General features: G+C 60.7%; 14 protein-coding genes and 1 tRNA gene. 12 read left to right on the top strand and 3 right to left on the bottom strand.

Features of this window, described 5'->3' with window-relative positions; translation table 11 throughout:
* Nucleotides 1–1515 (top strand): tripartite tricarboxylate transporter permease, encoded by a 1515-nt coding sequence (locus CAG41_RS08235; protein ID WP_085633026.1) that lies wholly within the window; start codon nt 1–3, stop codon nt 1513–1515.
* The gene (locus tag CAG41_RS08230) at nt 1508–2542 is read left to right on the top strand and encodes an AbrB family transcriptional regulator (RefSeq protein WP_085585154.1); all 1035 of its coding nucleotides are present in this window, start codon (nt 1508–1510) and stop codon (nt 2540–2542) included. The genes CAG41_RS08235 and CAG41_RS08230 overlap by 8 nt, the downstream gene beginning before the upstream one ends.
* Nucleotides 2543–2587: 45 nt before the next feature.
* Here the strand turns inward: CAG41_RS08230 and ung are convergent, their stop codons facing one another.
* Nucleotides 2588–3280 (bottom strand): uracil-DNA glycosylase, encoded by a 693-nt coding sequence (gene ung / locus CAG41_RS08225; protein ID WP_085633092.1) that lies wholly within the window; start codon nt 3278–3280, stop codon nt 2588–2590.
* 132 nt (nt 3281–3412) lie between these two features.
* Between ung and CAG41_RS08220 the strand changes: the two genes are divergently transcribed.
* Complete coding sequence (locus CAG41_RS08220) at nt 3413–4525, top strand: enoyl-CoA hydratase/isomerase family protein (RefSeq protein ID WP_085585156.1); 1113 nt, start codon at nt 3413–3415, stop codon at nt 4523–4525.
* A gap of 65 nt (nt 4526–4590) precedes the next feature.
* Here CAG41_RS08220 and CAG41_RS08215 read toward each other — a convergent pair whose 3' ends face one another.
* Entirely contained in the window at nt 4591–4986 is a 396-nt protein-coding gene (locus CAG41_RS08215; RefSeq protein ID WP_085633024.1) for a hypothetical protein, read from the bottom strand.
* 178 nt (nt 4987–5164) lie between these two features.
* A complete protein-coding gene (locus CAG41_RS08210; protein WP_085633022.1) occupies nt 5165–5398 on the bottom strand; it encodes a hypothetical protein in 234 nt (77 codons plus the stop codon).
* A 242-nt stretch (nt 5399–5640) separates the two neighbouring features.
* Between CAG41_RS08210 and CAG41_RS08205 the strand changes: the two genes are divergently transcribed.
* From CAG41_RS08205 to CAG41_RS08160, 9 genes are all read left to right on the top strand, one after another.
* Nucleotides 5641–7128 carry a sensor domain-containing diguanylate cyclase gene (locus CAG41_RS08205; protein WP_085585162.1) on the top strand — a complete coding sequence of 496 codons (1488 nt, stop codon included), beginning with the start codon at nt 5641–5643 and terminating at the stop codon, nt 7126–7128.
* A complete protein-coding gene (locus tag CAG41_RS08200) occupies nt 7121–7348 on the top strand; it encodes a cysteine-rich CWC family protein (RefSeq protein WP_085585164.1) in 228 nt (75 codons plus the stop codon). Before CAG41_RS08205 ends, CAG41_RS08200 begins: the two co-directional genes overlap by 8 nt.
* Before the next feature lie 33 nt (nt 7349–7381).
* Nucleotides 7382–8074: a pseudouridine synthase gene (locus CAG41_RS08195; protein ID WP_085706851.1), complete on the top strand. Its 693-nt coding sequence runs from the start codon at nt 7382–7384 to the stop codon at nt 8072–8074.
* Nucleotides 8075–8383: 309 nt separating this feature from the next.
* Nucleotides 8384–9268, top strand: a complete 885-nt coding sequence (locus CAG41_RS08190) for an alpha/beta fold hydrolase (protein WP_085637229.1) — start codon at nt 8384–8386, stop codon at nt 9266–9268.
* A gap of 171 nt (nt 9269–9439) precedes the next feature.
* Nucleotides 9440–9513 (top strand) — tRNA-Gly (locus tag CAG41_RS08185).
* 238 nt (nt 9514–9751) lie between these two features.
* Nucleotides 9752–11605 carry an integrase arm-type DNA-binding domain-containing protein gene (locus CAG41_RS08175; RefSeq protein ID WP_085706849.1) on the top strand — a complete coding sequence of 618 codons (1854 nt, stop codon included), beginning with the start codon at nt 9752–9754 and terminating at the stop codon, nt 11603–11605.
* A 105-nt stretch (nt 11606–11710) separates the two neighbouring features.
* The gene (locus tag CAG41_RS08170) at nt 11711–12901 is read left to right on the top strand and encodes an STY4528 family pathogenicity island replication protein (protein ID WP_085706848.1); all 1191 of its coding nucleotides are present in this window, start codon (nt 11711–11713) and stop codon (nt 12899–12901) included.
* 373 nt (nt 12902–13274) lie between these two features.
* Nucleotides 13275–13637: a DUF6124 family protein gene (locus tag CAG41_RS08165; RefSeq protein ID WP_085706847.1), complete on the top strand. Its 363-nt coding sequence runs from the start codon at nt 13275–13277 to the stop codon at nt 13635–13637.
* A gap of 775 nt (nt 13638–14412) precedes the next feature.
* A complete protein-coding gene (locus CAG41_RS08160) occupies nt 14413–15276 on the top strand; it encodes an integrase domain-containing protein (protein ID WP_085706846.1) in 864 nt (287 codons plus the stop codon).
* The last annotated feature ends 66 nt before the right edge of the window (nt 15277–15342 follow it).

The following is a 15342-nucleotide window of genomic DNA, read 5'->3' as shown; positions in this document are numbered from 1 at the left end:
ATGGATACCCTCGGCTACTTGGGTCAGGGCTTCGGCGTCGCGCTGAGCCCCTACAACCTGGCGACCGCCCTGTGCGGCACCCTCATCGGCACCGTGGTCGGCCTGTTGCCGGGCCTCGGCCCGATCAACGGCGTAGCGTTGCTCATCCCGATCGCGTTCGCCCTCGGCCTGCCGCCGGAGTCGGCGCTGATCCTGCTGGCGGCGGTGTACCTGGGCTGCGAATACGGCGGACGGATCAGCTCGATCCTGCTGAACATCCCCGGCGAAGCCTCCACCGTGATGACCACCCTGGACGGCTACCCGATGGCCCGCCAGGGCCTGGCCGGGGTGGCGCTGTCGCTGTCGGCGTGGAGTTCGTTCATCGGCGCATTCATCGCCACCTGCGGCATGGTGCTGTTCGCACCGCTGCTGGCGAAGTGGGCGATTGCGTTCGGGCCGGCCGAATACTTCGTGCTGATGGTTTTCGCGATCGTCTGCCTGGGCGGCATGGCCGGCGACCGGCCGTTGAAGACCTTCATCGCGGCGCTGATCGGCCTGTTCCTGTCCACGGTCGGCATCGACGCCAACAGCGGCGTATACCGCTTCACCGGCGACAACATCCACCTGACGGACGGCATCCAGTTCGTGGTGCTGGTGCTGGGCCTGTTCTCCATCAGCGAAATCCTGCTGTTGCTGGAGAAGACCCATCACGGCCAGGAAGCGGTGAAAGCCACCGGCCGCATGCTGTTCAACTTCAAGGAAGCGGCTTCGGTGTTCGTGGTGAACATCCGCTGCGGCGTGCTGGGCTTCATCATGGGCGTCCTGCCGGGTGCCGGGGCGACCCTGGCCAGCGCCGTGGCCTACATGACGGAAAAACGCATCGCCGGCACCGGCGGCACGTTCGGCCAAGGCGACAAGCGCGGCCTCGCCGCCCCGGAAACCGCCATCGGCGGCGCCGCCTGCGGTGCGCTGGTGCCGATGCTGACCCTCGGCGTTCCGGGCTCGGGTACCACCGCGGTGATGATCGGCGCCCTGTCGCTGTACAACATTACGCCAGGCCCGCTGCTGTTCCAGGATCAGCCGGACATCGTCTGGGGCCTGATCGCGTCGCTGTTCATCGCCAACGTGATGCTGGTGATCCTCAACATCCCGATGATCCGCGTCTTCACCCGCATCCTCGCCGTGCCGAACTGGGCGCTGGTGCCGGTGATCGCCATCATCACCGGGATCGGCGTCTACGCCGTGCACGCCACCACCTTCGACCTGTTCCTGATGATCGGCATCGGCATCTTTGGCTACATCCTGCGCAAGCTGGATTTCCCGCTGTCGCCGCTGTTGCTGGGCTTCATCCTCGGCGGCCTGATGGAGCAGAACCTGCGCCGCGCCCTGTCGATCTCCAACGGCGCGCTGGACATCCTCTGGTCGAGCCCGATCACCTTCGGCGTCTGGGTGCTGACCGCCGTCATGCTGGCCGTGCCGCTTCTGCGCATCTGGCGCAAACGTTCGGCCGCGCAGCGCACCATCGCCGATGTCTGACCGGACATCGCTCAAAGGCTGGTGGGGAACACCGCTGGTCGGTCTGCTGGGCGGCTACGTCGCCAGCCAGATCGGCTGGCCGCTGCCGTGGATGGTCGGCTCGCTCCTGGCGATCATCCTCGTGCGCTGTCTGACGCCGTGGCAACTGGCTGAAATCCCCGGCGGCCGCAAATGCGGCCAATGGATCGTCGGCATCGGCATCGGCCTGCACTTCACCCCACTGGTGATGGAACAGGTGCTGAGCCACTTCGGCCTGATCTTCTTCGGGGCGCTGGTCACCAGCCTGTCGGCGGTGGTCGGCGTGTGGCTGATGCGGCGCACCGGCGAGGACCGTGCCACCGCGTTCTTCTCCAGCATGCCCGGCGGCTCGGGCGAGATGGTCAACCTCGGCGCCCGCAACGGCGCGATGCTCAGCCATGTGGCGGCGGGGCAGAGCCTGCGGGTGCTGGTGGTGGTGCTGTGCGTGCCGGCGGCGTTCAAGTACCTGCTCGGCGACGGCACGCCGATTGCCCACGCCGGCAGCGTCGATTGGCGCTGGCTGGCGTTGCTGTTTCCGGCGGGCGCCCTGCTCGCCTGGCTCTGGCAGCGCCTGCGCCAGCCCAACCCATGGCTGTTCGGGCCGTTGCTGGTGAGCGCGGCGGTCAGCATCGGCTGGGACCTGCACATCGGCCTGCCCAACGGCGGCAGCCAGATCGGCCAGTGGCTGATCGGCAGCGGCCTGGGCTGTCACTTCAACCGGCAGTTCTTCCGCCGCGCGCCGTCGTTCATGGGCCGTACCTTGATCGGCACGGCGCTGACCATGCTGATCGCCACCCTGGCGGCGCTGGGGTTGAGTGCGCTGACCCACCTGGACCTGCGCTCGCTGACCCTGGGGATGATGCCCGGCGGCATCGCCGAAATGAGCCTGACGGCGGAAACCCTGCAGCTGTCGGTGCCGCTGGTGACGGCGATGCAGGTGATGCGCTTGCTGTTCGTGCTGTTTCTCGCGGAGCCGTTGTTCCGGTACTGGAACCGCAGCCCCGAATAGGACCGACCCCGTATGGTGAGGGAGCCTGCTCCCTCACCACTAGTTTCAGAGCGGCGGCAATTGCCACCGGATCGGCGTCTCGCCGTTCTGCTCAAGGAACTTGTTGGTGCGGCTGAAGTGCCCGCAACCGAGAAAGCCCCGGTAGGCCGACAGCGGCGACGGGTGCACCGAGGTCAGCACCAGGTGCTTGGTCGCGTCGATCAGCTTCTGTTTGCTCTGGGCGTGGGAGCCCCACAGCATGAACACCAGGTGCGGCTGCCGCTGGCTGACTACCTCGATGATCCGGTCGGTGAAGAACTGCCAGCCCTTGTCCTTGTGCGCATTGGCGTTGGCGCGCTCGACGGTCATGGTGGTGTTGAGCATCAGCACGCCCTGATCGGCCCAGCTCTGCAGGTAGCCGTGGTTGGGGATGTCGATGTTCAGGTCGCGCTTGAGCTCTTTGTAGATGTTGACCAGCGACGGCGGCGCCGGCACGCCCGGCTGCACCGAGAAGCACAGACCGTGGGCCTGGCCCGGGCCGTGGTACGGGTCCTGGCCGAGGATGACCACTTTCACCTTGTCCAGCGGCGTCGAGTTCAGCGCGTTGAAGATCAGCGGCCCCGGCGGATAGATCTCCTTGCCGGCCGCCCGCTCCTGCTGCAGGAAAGTGCGCAACTCCGCCATGTAGGGCTGGTCGAACTCGGCACGCAGTGCCTCCTTCCAGCTCGGTTCGAGTTTGATACGGTCGTCAGCAGTCATGGTCATACCCGGCAAAAACAATGGGGCGAACCCTAGGAAAGCCGACAACGCTTGTCAATTGATCTGACACGGAACCGGCACTTTCCCGTACAGCGATCATACTGAACGCTCAAATTCCCGATCGAGGTCACGATGAACCTGCACTTCGAAGAACGCACCGGCACCGACGGCGCCCGCCTGGGCATCGCCACCCTGGATGCCGAAAAGTCGCTCAACGCGCTGTCCCTGCCGATGATCCACGCCCTGAGCGACAAACTGAGCGCCTGGGCCAAGGATCCGCAAATCGTCTGCGTGCTGTTGCGCGGCAACGGCGCCAAGGCGTTCTGCGCCGGCGGCGAAGTGCGCAGCCTGGTGGAGGCCTGCCGCGCCCACCCCGGTGAAGTGCCGCCCTTGGCCGCGCAGTTCTTCAACGCCGAATACCGCCTCGACTACAGCCTGCACACCTACCCCAAGCCGCTGATCTGCTGGGGCCACGGCTACGTGCTCGGCGGCGGCATGGGCCTGCTGCAGGGCGCCGGCACCCGCATCGTCACGCCGAGCAGCCGCCTGGCCATGCCGGAGATCAGCATCGGCCTGTACCCGGACGTCGGCGCCAGTTGGTTCCTGTCGCGGCTGCCGGGCAAGCTTGGCCTGTTCCTCGGCCTCACTGGCGCGCAGATGAACGGCCGCGATGCACTGGACCTGGACCTGGCCGACCGTTTCCTGCTCGACGAACAGCAGCCGGAACTGATCGAGCGCCTGCTGCAGCTCAACTGGCAGGAACAGACCGCCATGCAGCTCAACAGCCTGCTCAAGGCCCTGCAGCAGGAGGCGGCAGCGCAGATGCCCGACGCGCAGTGGCTGCCGAGGCGCCGGCAGATCGACGAACTGCTGGACGTCAGCGATGTGGCCTGTGCCTGGAAAGCCATCACCCTGCAACGCGACAGCGGCGACCTGCTGATCGCCCGTGCGGCGAAGACCCTGAGCGAAGGCGCGCCGCTGACGGCGCACCTGGTCTGGGAACAGATCGTCCGCGCCCGCCACTTGTCATTGGCGGAAGTCTTTCAGATGGAATACACCTTGAGCCTCAATTGCTGCCGCCACCCGGAGTTCAGCGAAGGGGTGCGGGCGCGGCTGATCGACAAGGACCAAAAGCCGCACTGGCATTGGCCGGATGTCAGTCGCGTGCCGGAGGCGGTGGTGGAGGCGCATTTTCACAAGGTCTGGGAGGGGCGGCATCCGCTGGCGGATCTGTCGGCTTACTGAGGCCCGGGGTCAATCGCGGACACAAAAAAAGCGGCGCTCAATGCGCCGCTTTTTGCTGCGGTGAATTACCAGCGACCGCGACCGTTGTGGTCACCCCGGTCGCCGTGACGGTCATGGTCGCCCCGTCCCCGGTGGTTATCCCAGCCACCGCGATGGCCGTCCCAGCGTCCGCGGTCATTGTCGTGCCAGCGCCGGCTCTCGTAGTAGCGCGGCGCCGAATAGTAGCGCGGGGCCGGTTGGTAATAGCGCGGCGCCGAGTAATAGCGGGGAGCCGGCTGGTAGTAGCGCGGAGCAGAGTAATAGGTACTGCCCCCGCTGTAGTAAGTGCCACCACTGGTGTAGTACGACGGCGACTGGGACGTGTAGACCTCCGAACTGTAGTAGCCATCTCCGTAGGAATATGGGACGCATCCGCCAATGGAAAACAGCATCACGGCAAGCAGAAGAATTCGGCGATACATGGCGGCCTCCTGGACCGCGGGTGGGCCACGCCAGCGACGCTGGCAGGCGTCAGTCGTTTATTCGGTGACTGACGAATGATCTGACAGCGTTTTCGGAATCTGGTGCGCTTCGGTAACAACTTGAAACACGTAGCCGATGAAAGGTTGTTCATCTTCTACGGCCCGATTCACGGGGTGATTAATGGTGCCAGCGGTGGTATCCGCCACGGTAATAACCGGGGCCGTGGCCGCCGTAATAGTAGTAGCGGGCGCCGCCGTAGTAGCGCGGGCCGTAGTACCCGCCGTAGGAGTAAGGCGAGTAGTAGCCGGGATAGTAGTAAGGGGCGGAATAGGCATCGTAGGTGCCGGCGTAGTAATAGCATCCCGACAAACCAAGACCGAGCACCAGACCCAGCAGGATTCGACGAAACATGATGGCCTCCTGAAAGACCTGCGACCGACGACGAAGGAATCCGGCCGACACTCTTTTGACTGGTTGGCGCCCCTCAAGTGCCGATGCCGCCGTAGGTTCGGATCAGTGGCGCAGACGTCTGCGCGAGAGGCCAAAACGGACGAAGTTTCCTGCGAATCGGATTCGGTTCGCACAGAGGCAGCTATTTCTCCCGCCGTGCCACTAGAATGCCTGCCATCAGGTCACCGCCAAGGGAATCGCCCATGCCGCTCAGATCCGCGCTGTACTCCCAACGCTCGCTGGTGATGACCGTGGTCATCCTGCTCGGCGCCGGTTTCCTGGCCACTTCGCTGCTCAGCTATTACGCCTCGCGCACCTCGATCCGCGACAACATCGTCAACACCGAACTGCCGCTGACGTCCGACACCGTCTACTCGGAAATCCAGAAAGACCTCGTCAGACCGATCCTGATTTCGTCGATGATGTCCCGCGACACCTTCATGCGTGACTGGGTGGTGAACGGTGAAAAGGACACCGACCAGATGACCCGTTACCTCGACGAGGTCATGACCCATTACGGCGCCTACACCGCGTTCTTCGTCTCCAACAGCACCCACATCTACTACCACGCCAAAGGCGTGCTCAAGCAGGTGCGAATCGATGAGCCGCGCGATGCCTGGTACTTCCGCGTGCGCGACATGAAGGATCCGTACGAGATCAACGTCGACCCGGACCTGGCCAACAAAGACAACATGACCTTCTTCATCAACTACAAGGTCTACGACTACCACGGCCGCTTCATCGGCGCGGCCGGGGTGGGGCTGACGGTGGACGCGGTGATCAAGCTGATCGACAAGTACCAGCAGCGCTACCAGCGCAGTGTGTACTTCGTCGACACCTTCGGCCGGCTGGTGCTCACCGGCGCCGAAGGCGGCCCGGAAGGCGCCCGCGCCGGCAAAAGCCTGAACGACCTGGACAGCATGAAGAACCTGGTCAGCCAGTTGCCCAAGCCCCACAGCGGCAGCTACGAATATTCCGCCCACGGCCTGGGACATTTCCTCAACGTGCGGTTCATCCCGGAGCTCAACTGGTACCTGTTCGTCGACAAGCGCGAAGACGGCGCCCTGAGCGAAATCCGCCAGTCGCTGTACCTCAACCTGCTGATCTGCCTATTGGTGACGCTGATCGTGCTGGCCCTGCTCAACCGGGTGATCCGCCGCTTCCAGGAAAAGATCCACGCCCAGGCCACCCTCGACAGCCTCACCGAACTGCCGAACCGGCGCGGCTTCGACCTGCTTGCCGTGCAGGCCCTGCACGAGGCGCAGCGGGAACCGAAACCGCTGACCGCGCTGCTGCTGGACCTGGATCACTTCAAGGCGCTGAACGACACCTACGGCCACATGGCCGGCGACCAAGTGCTGATCGGCTTCGCCCGCGACCTGCAAAGCTGCCTGCGCCATTCCGACATCGTTTGCCGCTGGGGCGGTGAGGAATTCATCGTTTTGCTGAAGGACACCGACGGCGCCACCGGTCAGAAAATTGCCGAGAAAATCCGTCGGCATGTCGAGCAGCACGAATATGCCTACAACGGCCATGCCCTGAACCTGACCGTCAGCATCGGCATCACCACCCTGCAACGGGACGACACCTTGCACAGTCTGCTGTCCCGGGCCGATCATGCGATGTACCGGGCCAAGCAAACCGGCCGCAACCGCACCTGCATGGAAATGCCCCACTCGACCTATGCCTGACCTTCCTCCTCCCGACCTCTGCCCGGCCTGCGGTGCCCGCAACGACTGCACCCTGGCCGACCCGCGCACCGCCGACCGCGCCTGCTGGTGCTACGGCGTGACCATCGATGCGGCGGTGCTCCAGGCCCTGCCGCCCGAACTGCGCGACCGCGCCTGCCTGTGCCCGCGTTGCGCGCAGGTCGAAGCGCAACTGCAAGCGTCCGGGCCGCCGATCCCGTAAGATGCGCGCCCCTGTGCCCACCGATTCCTGACCATGCGCGTCGATCGTTTCCTCAGCAACCTGCCCCGCTACAACCGTCAGCAAGTTCGCCTGCTGCTGGTAGAAAAGCGCGTGCGCATCGACGGAAAAGTCGTCAGCGACCCGCACAGCGACGTGCTGGAGTTCAGCCGCGTCGAGGTGGACGGTGAAGTGCTGCAGGCCGGCAAAGCGGCGCGCTACTTCATGCTGCACAAGCCGCCTGGGTGCGTCAGCGCCACCCGCGATCCGCAGCACCCGACCGTGCTGGATCTGATCCTGGAAGCGGACAAGGACGACCTGCACATCGCCGGCCGGCTGGACTTCAACACCACCGGGCTGATGCTGATCACCAACGACGGCGCCTGGTCGCGGCGCCTCACCCAGCCGCAGACCAAACTGCCGAAGGTCTACTACGTGGAGACCGAACAGGAAATCGGCCCGGAATATGCGAGCACATTCGCCCAGGGGATCTACTTCGCCTTCGAAGACCTGACCACGCAGCCGGCGGTGCTGGACGTGATCGGTCCGAAGACGGCGCGGTTGAGCATCGTGGAGGGCCGCTACCATCAGGTGAAGCGCATGTTCGGTCACTTCAACAACAAAGTGCTGCGCCTGCACCGCGAATCCATGGGCCCGCTGCACCTGGACAATGCGCTAAAACCGGGCGAGTACCGCGCTTTGCGCACCGAAGAGATCCATTTGTTCTAAGCCTGCGACCGCTCAGCAGAAGTTGTCGAACAAATTACCGACGGCACTTGCGCGATCCTGATCCCCCTGCTTGAATCAGGACGTCGGCCAAAATGTGACCGATGAGTCACAACATACTTCTAAGAAACCTTTTGCCGGCAGAGAGCCCCAAGGCTCCGCCTCCCCCGGCAAATCGCCCGCCAATAACAACACCCGTCGACCTGCCGTAACGGATCGACATGGGCCCGCAAAATTCCAGGCGTATGCCTACCTGTCACAAAGCTCGTGCAATCTTTTGCGCGCATACCCGCTTGCCAGGAGTCTTATGACATGAGGCCAGAAATCGCTGTGCTGGATATACAGGGTCAGTATCGGGTTTACACGGAGTTCTATCGCGCAGACGCCGCAGAGAAGACCATCATCTTGGTCAACGGCTCGATGGCCACGACTGCGTCGTTTGCGCAAACCGTCAAGAACCTGCACCCGCAATTCAACGTGGTCTGCTACGACCAGCCCTACGCTGGCCGCTCCAAAGCGCACAACCGCCACGACAGGATGCTGACCAAGGAAGTCGAGGCCCAGATCCTGCTGGAGCTGATCGACCACTTCGCCGCCGAGCATGTGCTGTCGTTCTCCTGGGGCGGCGCCGCCACCATGATGGCCCTGGCGCATCGTCCCCGGCGCATCGAACGGGCCGTGATCAGCTCGTTCTCCCCGGTAATCAACGAACCGATGCGCGACTACCTCGAACGCGGCGTCGAACACCTCGGCAACCTGGACCGCGACCGCGTCGGCCATCTGGTGAACAACACCATCGGCAAGCACCTGCCGTCGCTGTTCAAGCGCTTCAACTACCGCCACGTCAGCAGCCTGGCCGAGCACGAATACGGGCAGATGCACTTTCACATCAACGAGGTGCTGAACAACGACCGCGACTGCTACCTGCGCGCCGCCAAGCAGATCGACGTGCCGGTGCTGTTCATGAACGGCGAATGGGACGAGTACACCTCGGCCGTGGACGCCAAGCTGTTCGGCAACCATGTGCAGCTGAGCACCTTCAGCACGCTGCAGGCCACCGGCCACTTCCTCGACATGGAACACAAGGCCGCCTGCGAAGGCAGCCGCAAGGCATTGCTGGGTTTCCTGAAACCTGCGCAGTACAGCAGCCGCGCGCGCAACGCGTTCGCCCAGGACTACCATGCATTGGCCATCTGAAAAAGCGTCACCGCGAGCAAGCCTGCGCCACTGAAGCCTTTACCGACTTCACCCCCGCAGCGCTTGCCCGCGACTGACCGAACACACGTCTGCTTCAAGCTTTTCAGGCCATCCAACGCAAAGAAAACTTCAAATCCGCGCCCGAGTCTGGTACAAAGTCAGCCGTTCCGAGCGGGTGTCGTATAATGGCATTACTCCAGCTTCCCAAGCTGATAACGAGGGTTCGATTCCCTTCACCCGCTCCACATCGCCTTTCCATGGATGTCTATACAAATCCACGGAACGCATGCAAGTCACTGAGCTGATACGGTTTTTCCTTCCAACCTGATTCCAGTGACATCCAGCGAAAACCACTGACAACCAGCCTTTTCTGGCACATGAAGTGGTACATCTTTGCGGCCATCCCGGTATCGCATTGTTGCTGGAGGAGCCATCCCCAGGGGATGACCATCGCATCCAACTCTGTTCTGAGGAGTTGGGCACATGCTTACCGATTTGAAAATCCGCCAAGCCAAATCCACTGACAAAAACTACACGCTCAGCGATTGCGACGGGCTCTATCTGTTTGTTTCGACAAGCGGCTCCAAGCTTTGGCACTTTCGCTATACATGGCTCGGCAAGCGAAACCGTTTCTCACTGGGTAGTTATCCCGAGCTTTCGCTCAAAGATGCCCGCGAGCTGCGCGATCAAGCGCGGGCACTCGTCGCCAAAAACATCAATCCTCATATCGAACGCAAACAGAAGCTCGATGCCATCAAGATCGAAGGTGAGAACACCTTCGTGAAGGTCTACGAGAAGTGGCTGGATCACCGCCGACTGACGCTCGAAGAAGGGCGGCAGACTTCGCTTTCGATTATTCCCCGGATGTTTCAAAAAGATGTTTTCCCGCAACTCAAGCGCATGTCTATTTACCAAATCACTCGCCCCATGCTGTTGGAGGTCATCGGGCGCGTCGAAAAACGCGGGGCGTTGTCAGTCGCCGAAAAGCTGCGCTCATGGCTGAAGCAATTGTTCGACTACGCCATGGTCATGATTCCAGGAATGGAGAATCACCCCGCGACTGACCTGCACGTAGTCGCCGTGCCCCTGCCACCCGTTGAGCACAACCCGTTTCTGCGCATGAGCGAGTTGCCGTCATTCCTGCAGATCCTTCGCAAGTATCACGGAAGACGCACCACTCAGTTGGCGACTCGATTGCTGTTGCTGACTGGCGTGCGCAGCGGCGAACTGCGACTTGCCACGCCAGACCAGTTCGATCTAGAGCGAGGGCTATGGCTTATTCCAGTCGCCTCGCTGAAACAACGCAACATGCTCACCCTCAAGAAGCGCAAGCGCACCAGTGATATTCCGCCCTATATCGTTCCGCTTTCTGCCCAAGCATTGGAGATCGTTCGCTACATGCTTGGAAGGGTCAAGAAAGCGCAGATTTACCTGTTCCCTGGTACCACGCGGATCACCAAGCGCATGAGTGAAAACACCATAAATACTGCCCTCAAACGCATGGGCTACGATGGCCGGCTCACAGCCCACGGCATCCGCGCCACCCTGTCGACTGCACTCAATGAGCTTGGGTATCCGAAGGTCTGGGTCGATGCGCAGTTGTCGCACTCCGACCCCAACCGCATCAGCGCCACTTACAACCACGCCGAATACGTCGAACAACGCAGGTTGATGATTCAGGATTGGGCCGACCGACTGGATTTGTTCGAACAAGGTCAAATCCAGGTCGCCAGCACCCACCTGACCATCCACCTGCAAGGCATTCCGACGATTGGCCAACACGTCCCTGCCCTTCCAGCGCCAACCCAATACGCCCCTGCCATGCTGCTAACGTCCCCGCAACAAAACCCGCCCGCAACACCACCGATGAGCCATCGTCTGTCTTCCGTAGAACTGCCCGACTACGCCAAACCCACAGTGTCGAAAATCCAACAGGATCGCTTGGCGCTCATGGAGATTTTTGAGGATCCCGAAAATCTAGTCGTGGCTGACTACGCGAAACTCGCAGGGAAATCTCGCCGATGGATCACTTACGAAATACAGGTGGGTAATTTGCTCGCGATCCAGTTAGGCAACAAAGGGCAGCGCGTACCGGTGTGGCAACTCGAGCCATTGAAGCGGCAACTGGTTCAGGAAGTTCTGCGACAGACGCCCCGTGGAATAGATACCTGGGATATCTATCATTCGCTGCTTCGCCCGGATGAGGCCTTGGCAGGGAAATCATCTCTGGAAGCCGTGACCTCGCAAAATATGAAAGAGATTGCCAGTCTGTTGATCGCTCGATGCAATGCATTGCAGTCGGAAGACAACCATAGGCCAGGACAGTACGAAGATTAAAAAATTTGGGTGTGCCGCAAACCGGTTTGTTAGCTGAAGCGCTGACTGAACCGCGATGTGATGCGGGGGAACGAGCCGTCATGGCTCCTACCTCGGAGACCTCTCATGGCACACCCGGATTTCCAGCAGAACTCACAGACTCAAGATGCTCAGTACACTGCAGTACTCGCACTCACTCTCGACGTCCGTCTCACCCCCGTAGACCGCAACTGCTGGCAGGTCATGCGCATGCTGCGCTCTGCGGGAGGCCTCTATCCGCTGTCTGGCATGGGGCAACTGCGCAGTTACCTCACCTGCGCTCCGCTGGCAAAACGCGCCGGTTTCGACACCGCTTGGCGTGCCGTGGCCGTATTACGCCTCACAGGCTGGATCAGTCTGGTGGGGCAGCACTGTGACCCGATGACTGGCAATGTGCTCAGCGTGCTGTTTCAGGTCAACGATAACGCGCTGAGTTTTCAGGAGGCTTGTGCACTTGACCCGGGCCTTCCAGAGCTTTTGCAGACCTGCATCGACCACAAAAACAGTCACCTTGATCGTCTTTCCAAACACATCCTGGCAACGCTTGAGCGACCGTCCGAAATCCTGCCTGCTCCCACTGTGGCACCCATCAACAAAGACGATGATCCGCCACCCTCGCCCCCCTCGAAAAAGCGCTCTGCGGCAAACGGGGCGCACCTATCCAAACATTCCGAAAGCAGCCCAACCGTCACACAGCAGACCAAGCGAGCCCCAGATAAACCTCATCAGCCAGGCAGTACGTATAAACCGTATTCAATAAAAAAAGAACGTACGTACCGCGCGCGTACGCGAGAGGAAAACGAATCGCCCTCGATGCCAATGGCCTTGCCCGCCTGCCTGAACAACGCCAAAGCCGATCAGCAACGAGATGTGATGGCGGCACTGCAACGACTCCCATCGCAACATCGCCAGGACGTGCTGAACGAACTGCAGGCACGCAGTCAGAACGGCTCGGTACGCAATGTCGTAGCCTACTTCTTTGCCTTGGTGAAGCGAGTAATGGCAGGCGAATTTCGCTTGTGGGCTGGTCGCGAAAATACGCAATCGGCTTACGAACCCAAGACGACTCCTCCCACTTACCCTGTGCGCAAGGACGCATCCAAAAGACCGACTCCGCGGCCATCCCAACGCGAAGTCGGCCAGCCGTATATCACCAACATGCGCAAGATATTGAAGGGGTCGCCCATCGCTGCCGAGCTGGCTATGAAAATGATGGACATGCAGGGCTGGCAAAGCTGTCCTGCTGAGCCACTGTCGGCTGATTCCTTGATGATTTGAAGTCGATAAACAGGACAGGGAGCTAAGCGTTTATAAACACTCGCTGTTACTTCAAACAACCTACGAACCCTTGTGCCAACGCCTACGACTGAGACAGAATCCGCCGGCTTGTGCGGCTATGAGGCGGGCTCTATCGTTTGCCTGTCACTGAAAAACAGTGATCGGGTTTGGTAGCCCGCTTTTAAGTAGCCGCATGACAGCACCATCAGAAGCCATTTTTTGGACTCTGCTTTATATGGTGGTCATGCGTGGGGCTCCTTCGTGAGCGCCGGGTTTCCTACTTAGACCGGTCTACCAACCCGCGTATGGCCGCCACCCTTTGTTTGGTAGCGAGGGTGATGGCTCCTTAAATTTCTAAGTGGGAGTTACATCTATGTTCAAAGTCACACCCAACCCTCCATGTACAGACCCAACATCCCCCTACGAATCGATCGATTCGAAGAAGCTAAACGACGCGGCCAATCGAGCCCTCGACCACTACCTCACTCCAACGGCGTTGATCACAACCAGCACCGATAAACCGGAGCCGATGTATATGGCCAATCCGGCGTACGACACTGAATCACTTTTAGCCAACGCCTGCGAAACATTAGGCAGCGCATCTGCAATGCTCAATGACTTCGCCGCATTACTCGACAACACTCACCGCAAAACCGCTATCGGCATCGCACAGCTGCTCATGCTGGGAGAGTTAGCGGTCAATCAGGCGCTGGATAACGTCGAGCCGATAGAGTAACTGTCTCGCCCGACCGCTTTGCAAACCAGCTCCCTGTACAGACGTGACATGGGAACCATGTCGCAGCTGTACAGGGAGCCGACAAGGCCGAAGGCCGCGTCAGTGCATCCGGCGACGGAAAATTATTGGATTGGAACAGCACTCGGAATCACCGTTCGGCAGAACCGATACGAATTGGGCCGTCACTGCAGCCGCAGTGACGGCCCCGCCTGCGCCCACAACAATGCGGCCAGACGCACGATCACATTGAGTGGTGCACACATGATGATGCCCACCTAGAGTGACCGGGTAGAGCCAAAAGACGACTGGCATCGTGTGTCGTCATCCCAACAGCGCAGAGCCCTGCAAGCGGCTGGTTCAGACCGAAAAGGCTGGATGGTGCTCACCCAGGTATGCACGCTCCATCAGCATATCGGCCCCTACCCACGGGGCGGAGCTTGTTGATCAAACGGATTCAATCTCCTGGATTCAATCCTCAGTGCGCCCTTGGCGTACTCTTCCAAGCGGCAATCCAGTGTGCAATGCACTGGACTGCCGCATCTCCCGTCCCTCCGCTGTTTGCCTGCAAACTCATCGAAGCAAACCGCTCATTCATCCCGCACGAACTCCGTCCAGCCTTCCAGCAGGAAGCAAAACGGACGCCTCATTCGAGGCACTGGTGTCTCCTGAACACCACGCCCCTGCCCTCTCGGGATCTCGCCTTGCGAGTTGGCATCAACACTAACCAATGACCTTCAGGACTCCGCAAAAACAACAGTTACCTCGATGGTGAACCATGGACGACTTGACCTACACCCTGCAGCAACTTTGCCGACGCAATCGCGACGGCAGCCACACCACACAAGCCGACCGCATGCGCTCACTGACGCTGTCCGCACGACAACTTCGCGAGACCGGTTTCCGGCAGATGAAAGCCGCATCGTTCAAAAGCAAACACGCCCAAGCACTGCTGGAGCGCTGGCAACGCGAAGGCTTGTCATCCGGCACCATCAAGAATCGACTATCCCACCTTCGTTGGTGGGCCGAGAAGATCGGAAAGGCCGGCGTCCTACCGGCAGACAATACTCAACTCGGCGTGGCTGACCGACGCTACGTCACGAACATCAGCAAAGCTCGTGAACTGGATTCAGGGCTCAACCAAATCACCGACGCCTATGTACGCATGAGTCTCCAGCTGCAGGCAGCATTCGGATTGCGCCGAGAGGAAGCCATCAAGTTTCAACCCAGCTATGCAGATCGCGGGGATCATATTTTCCTCAAGGGCTCGTGGACGAAAGGCGGGCGGGAGCGTTCCGTACCGATAACTACGGCGGAACAACGCGCTGTGCTGCTGGCGGCGCAATACCTGGTGGGCGCCGGGTCATTGATTCCCGCAAGCAAGACTTACATCCAACAGCGCAATACCTACGATGGCCAATGCAAAGCGGCCGGGCTGAGCCACATGCATGGGTTACGTCATCGGTATGCACAATGCCGCTATGAGGCGTTGACCGGTTGGAAAGCGCCTGCGGCGGGTGGTTTAACAGCGAAGGAAATGAGCGTGGCGCAGCGCGTTGAAGATGCTAATGCTCGGCAGATGATTAGCCGGGAATTGGGGCATGAGAGGATACAAATCACTGAGACGTATCTTGGTAAATAGCTCTGATTTGAAGCGAAACGAATAGTCGATACCGTCAGCCTTTACTGCACGTACGGGTCAGAGCCA

This window comes from Pseudomonas sp. B35(2017) (assembly GCF_002113645.1).
GTDB classification, from domain to species: domain Bacteria; phylum Pseudomonadota; class Gammaproteobacteria; order Pseudomonadales; family Pseudomonadaceae; genus Aquipseudomonas; species Aquipseudomonas ekonensis.
Note: the sequence above shows the minus strand (reverse complement) of the source record. Positions and strands in the feature narration are given on the sequence as shown.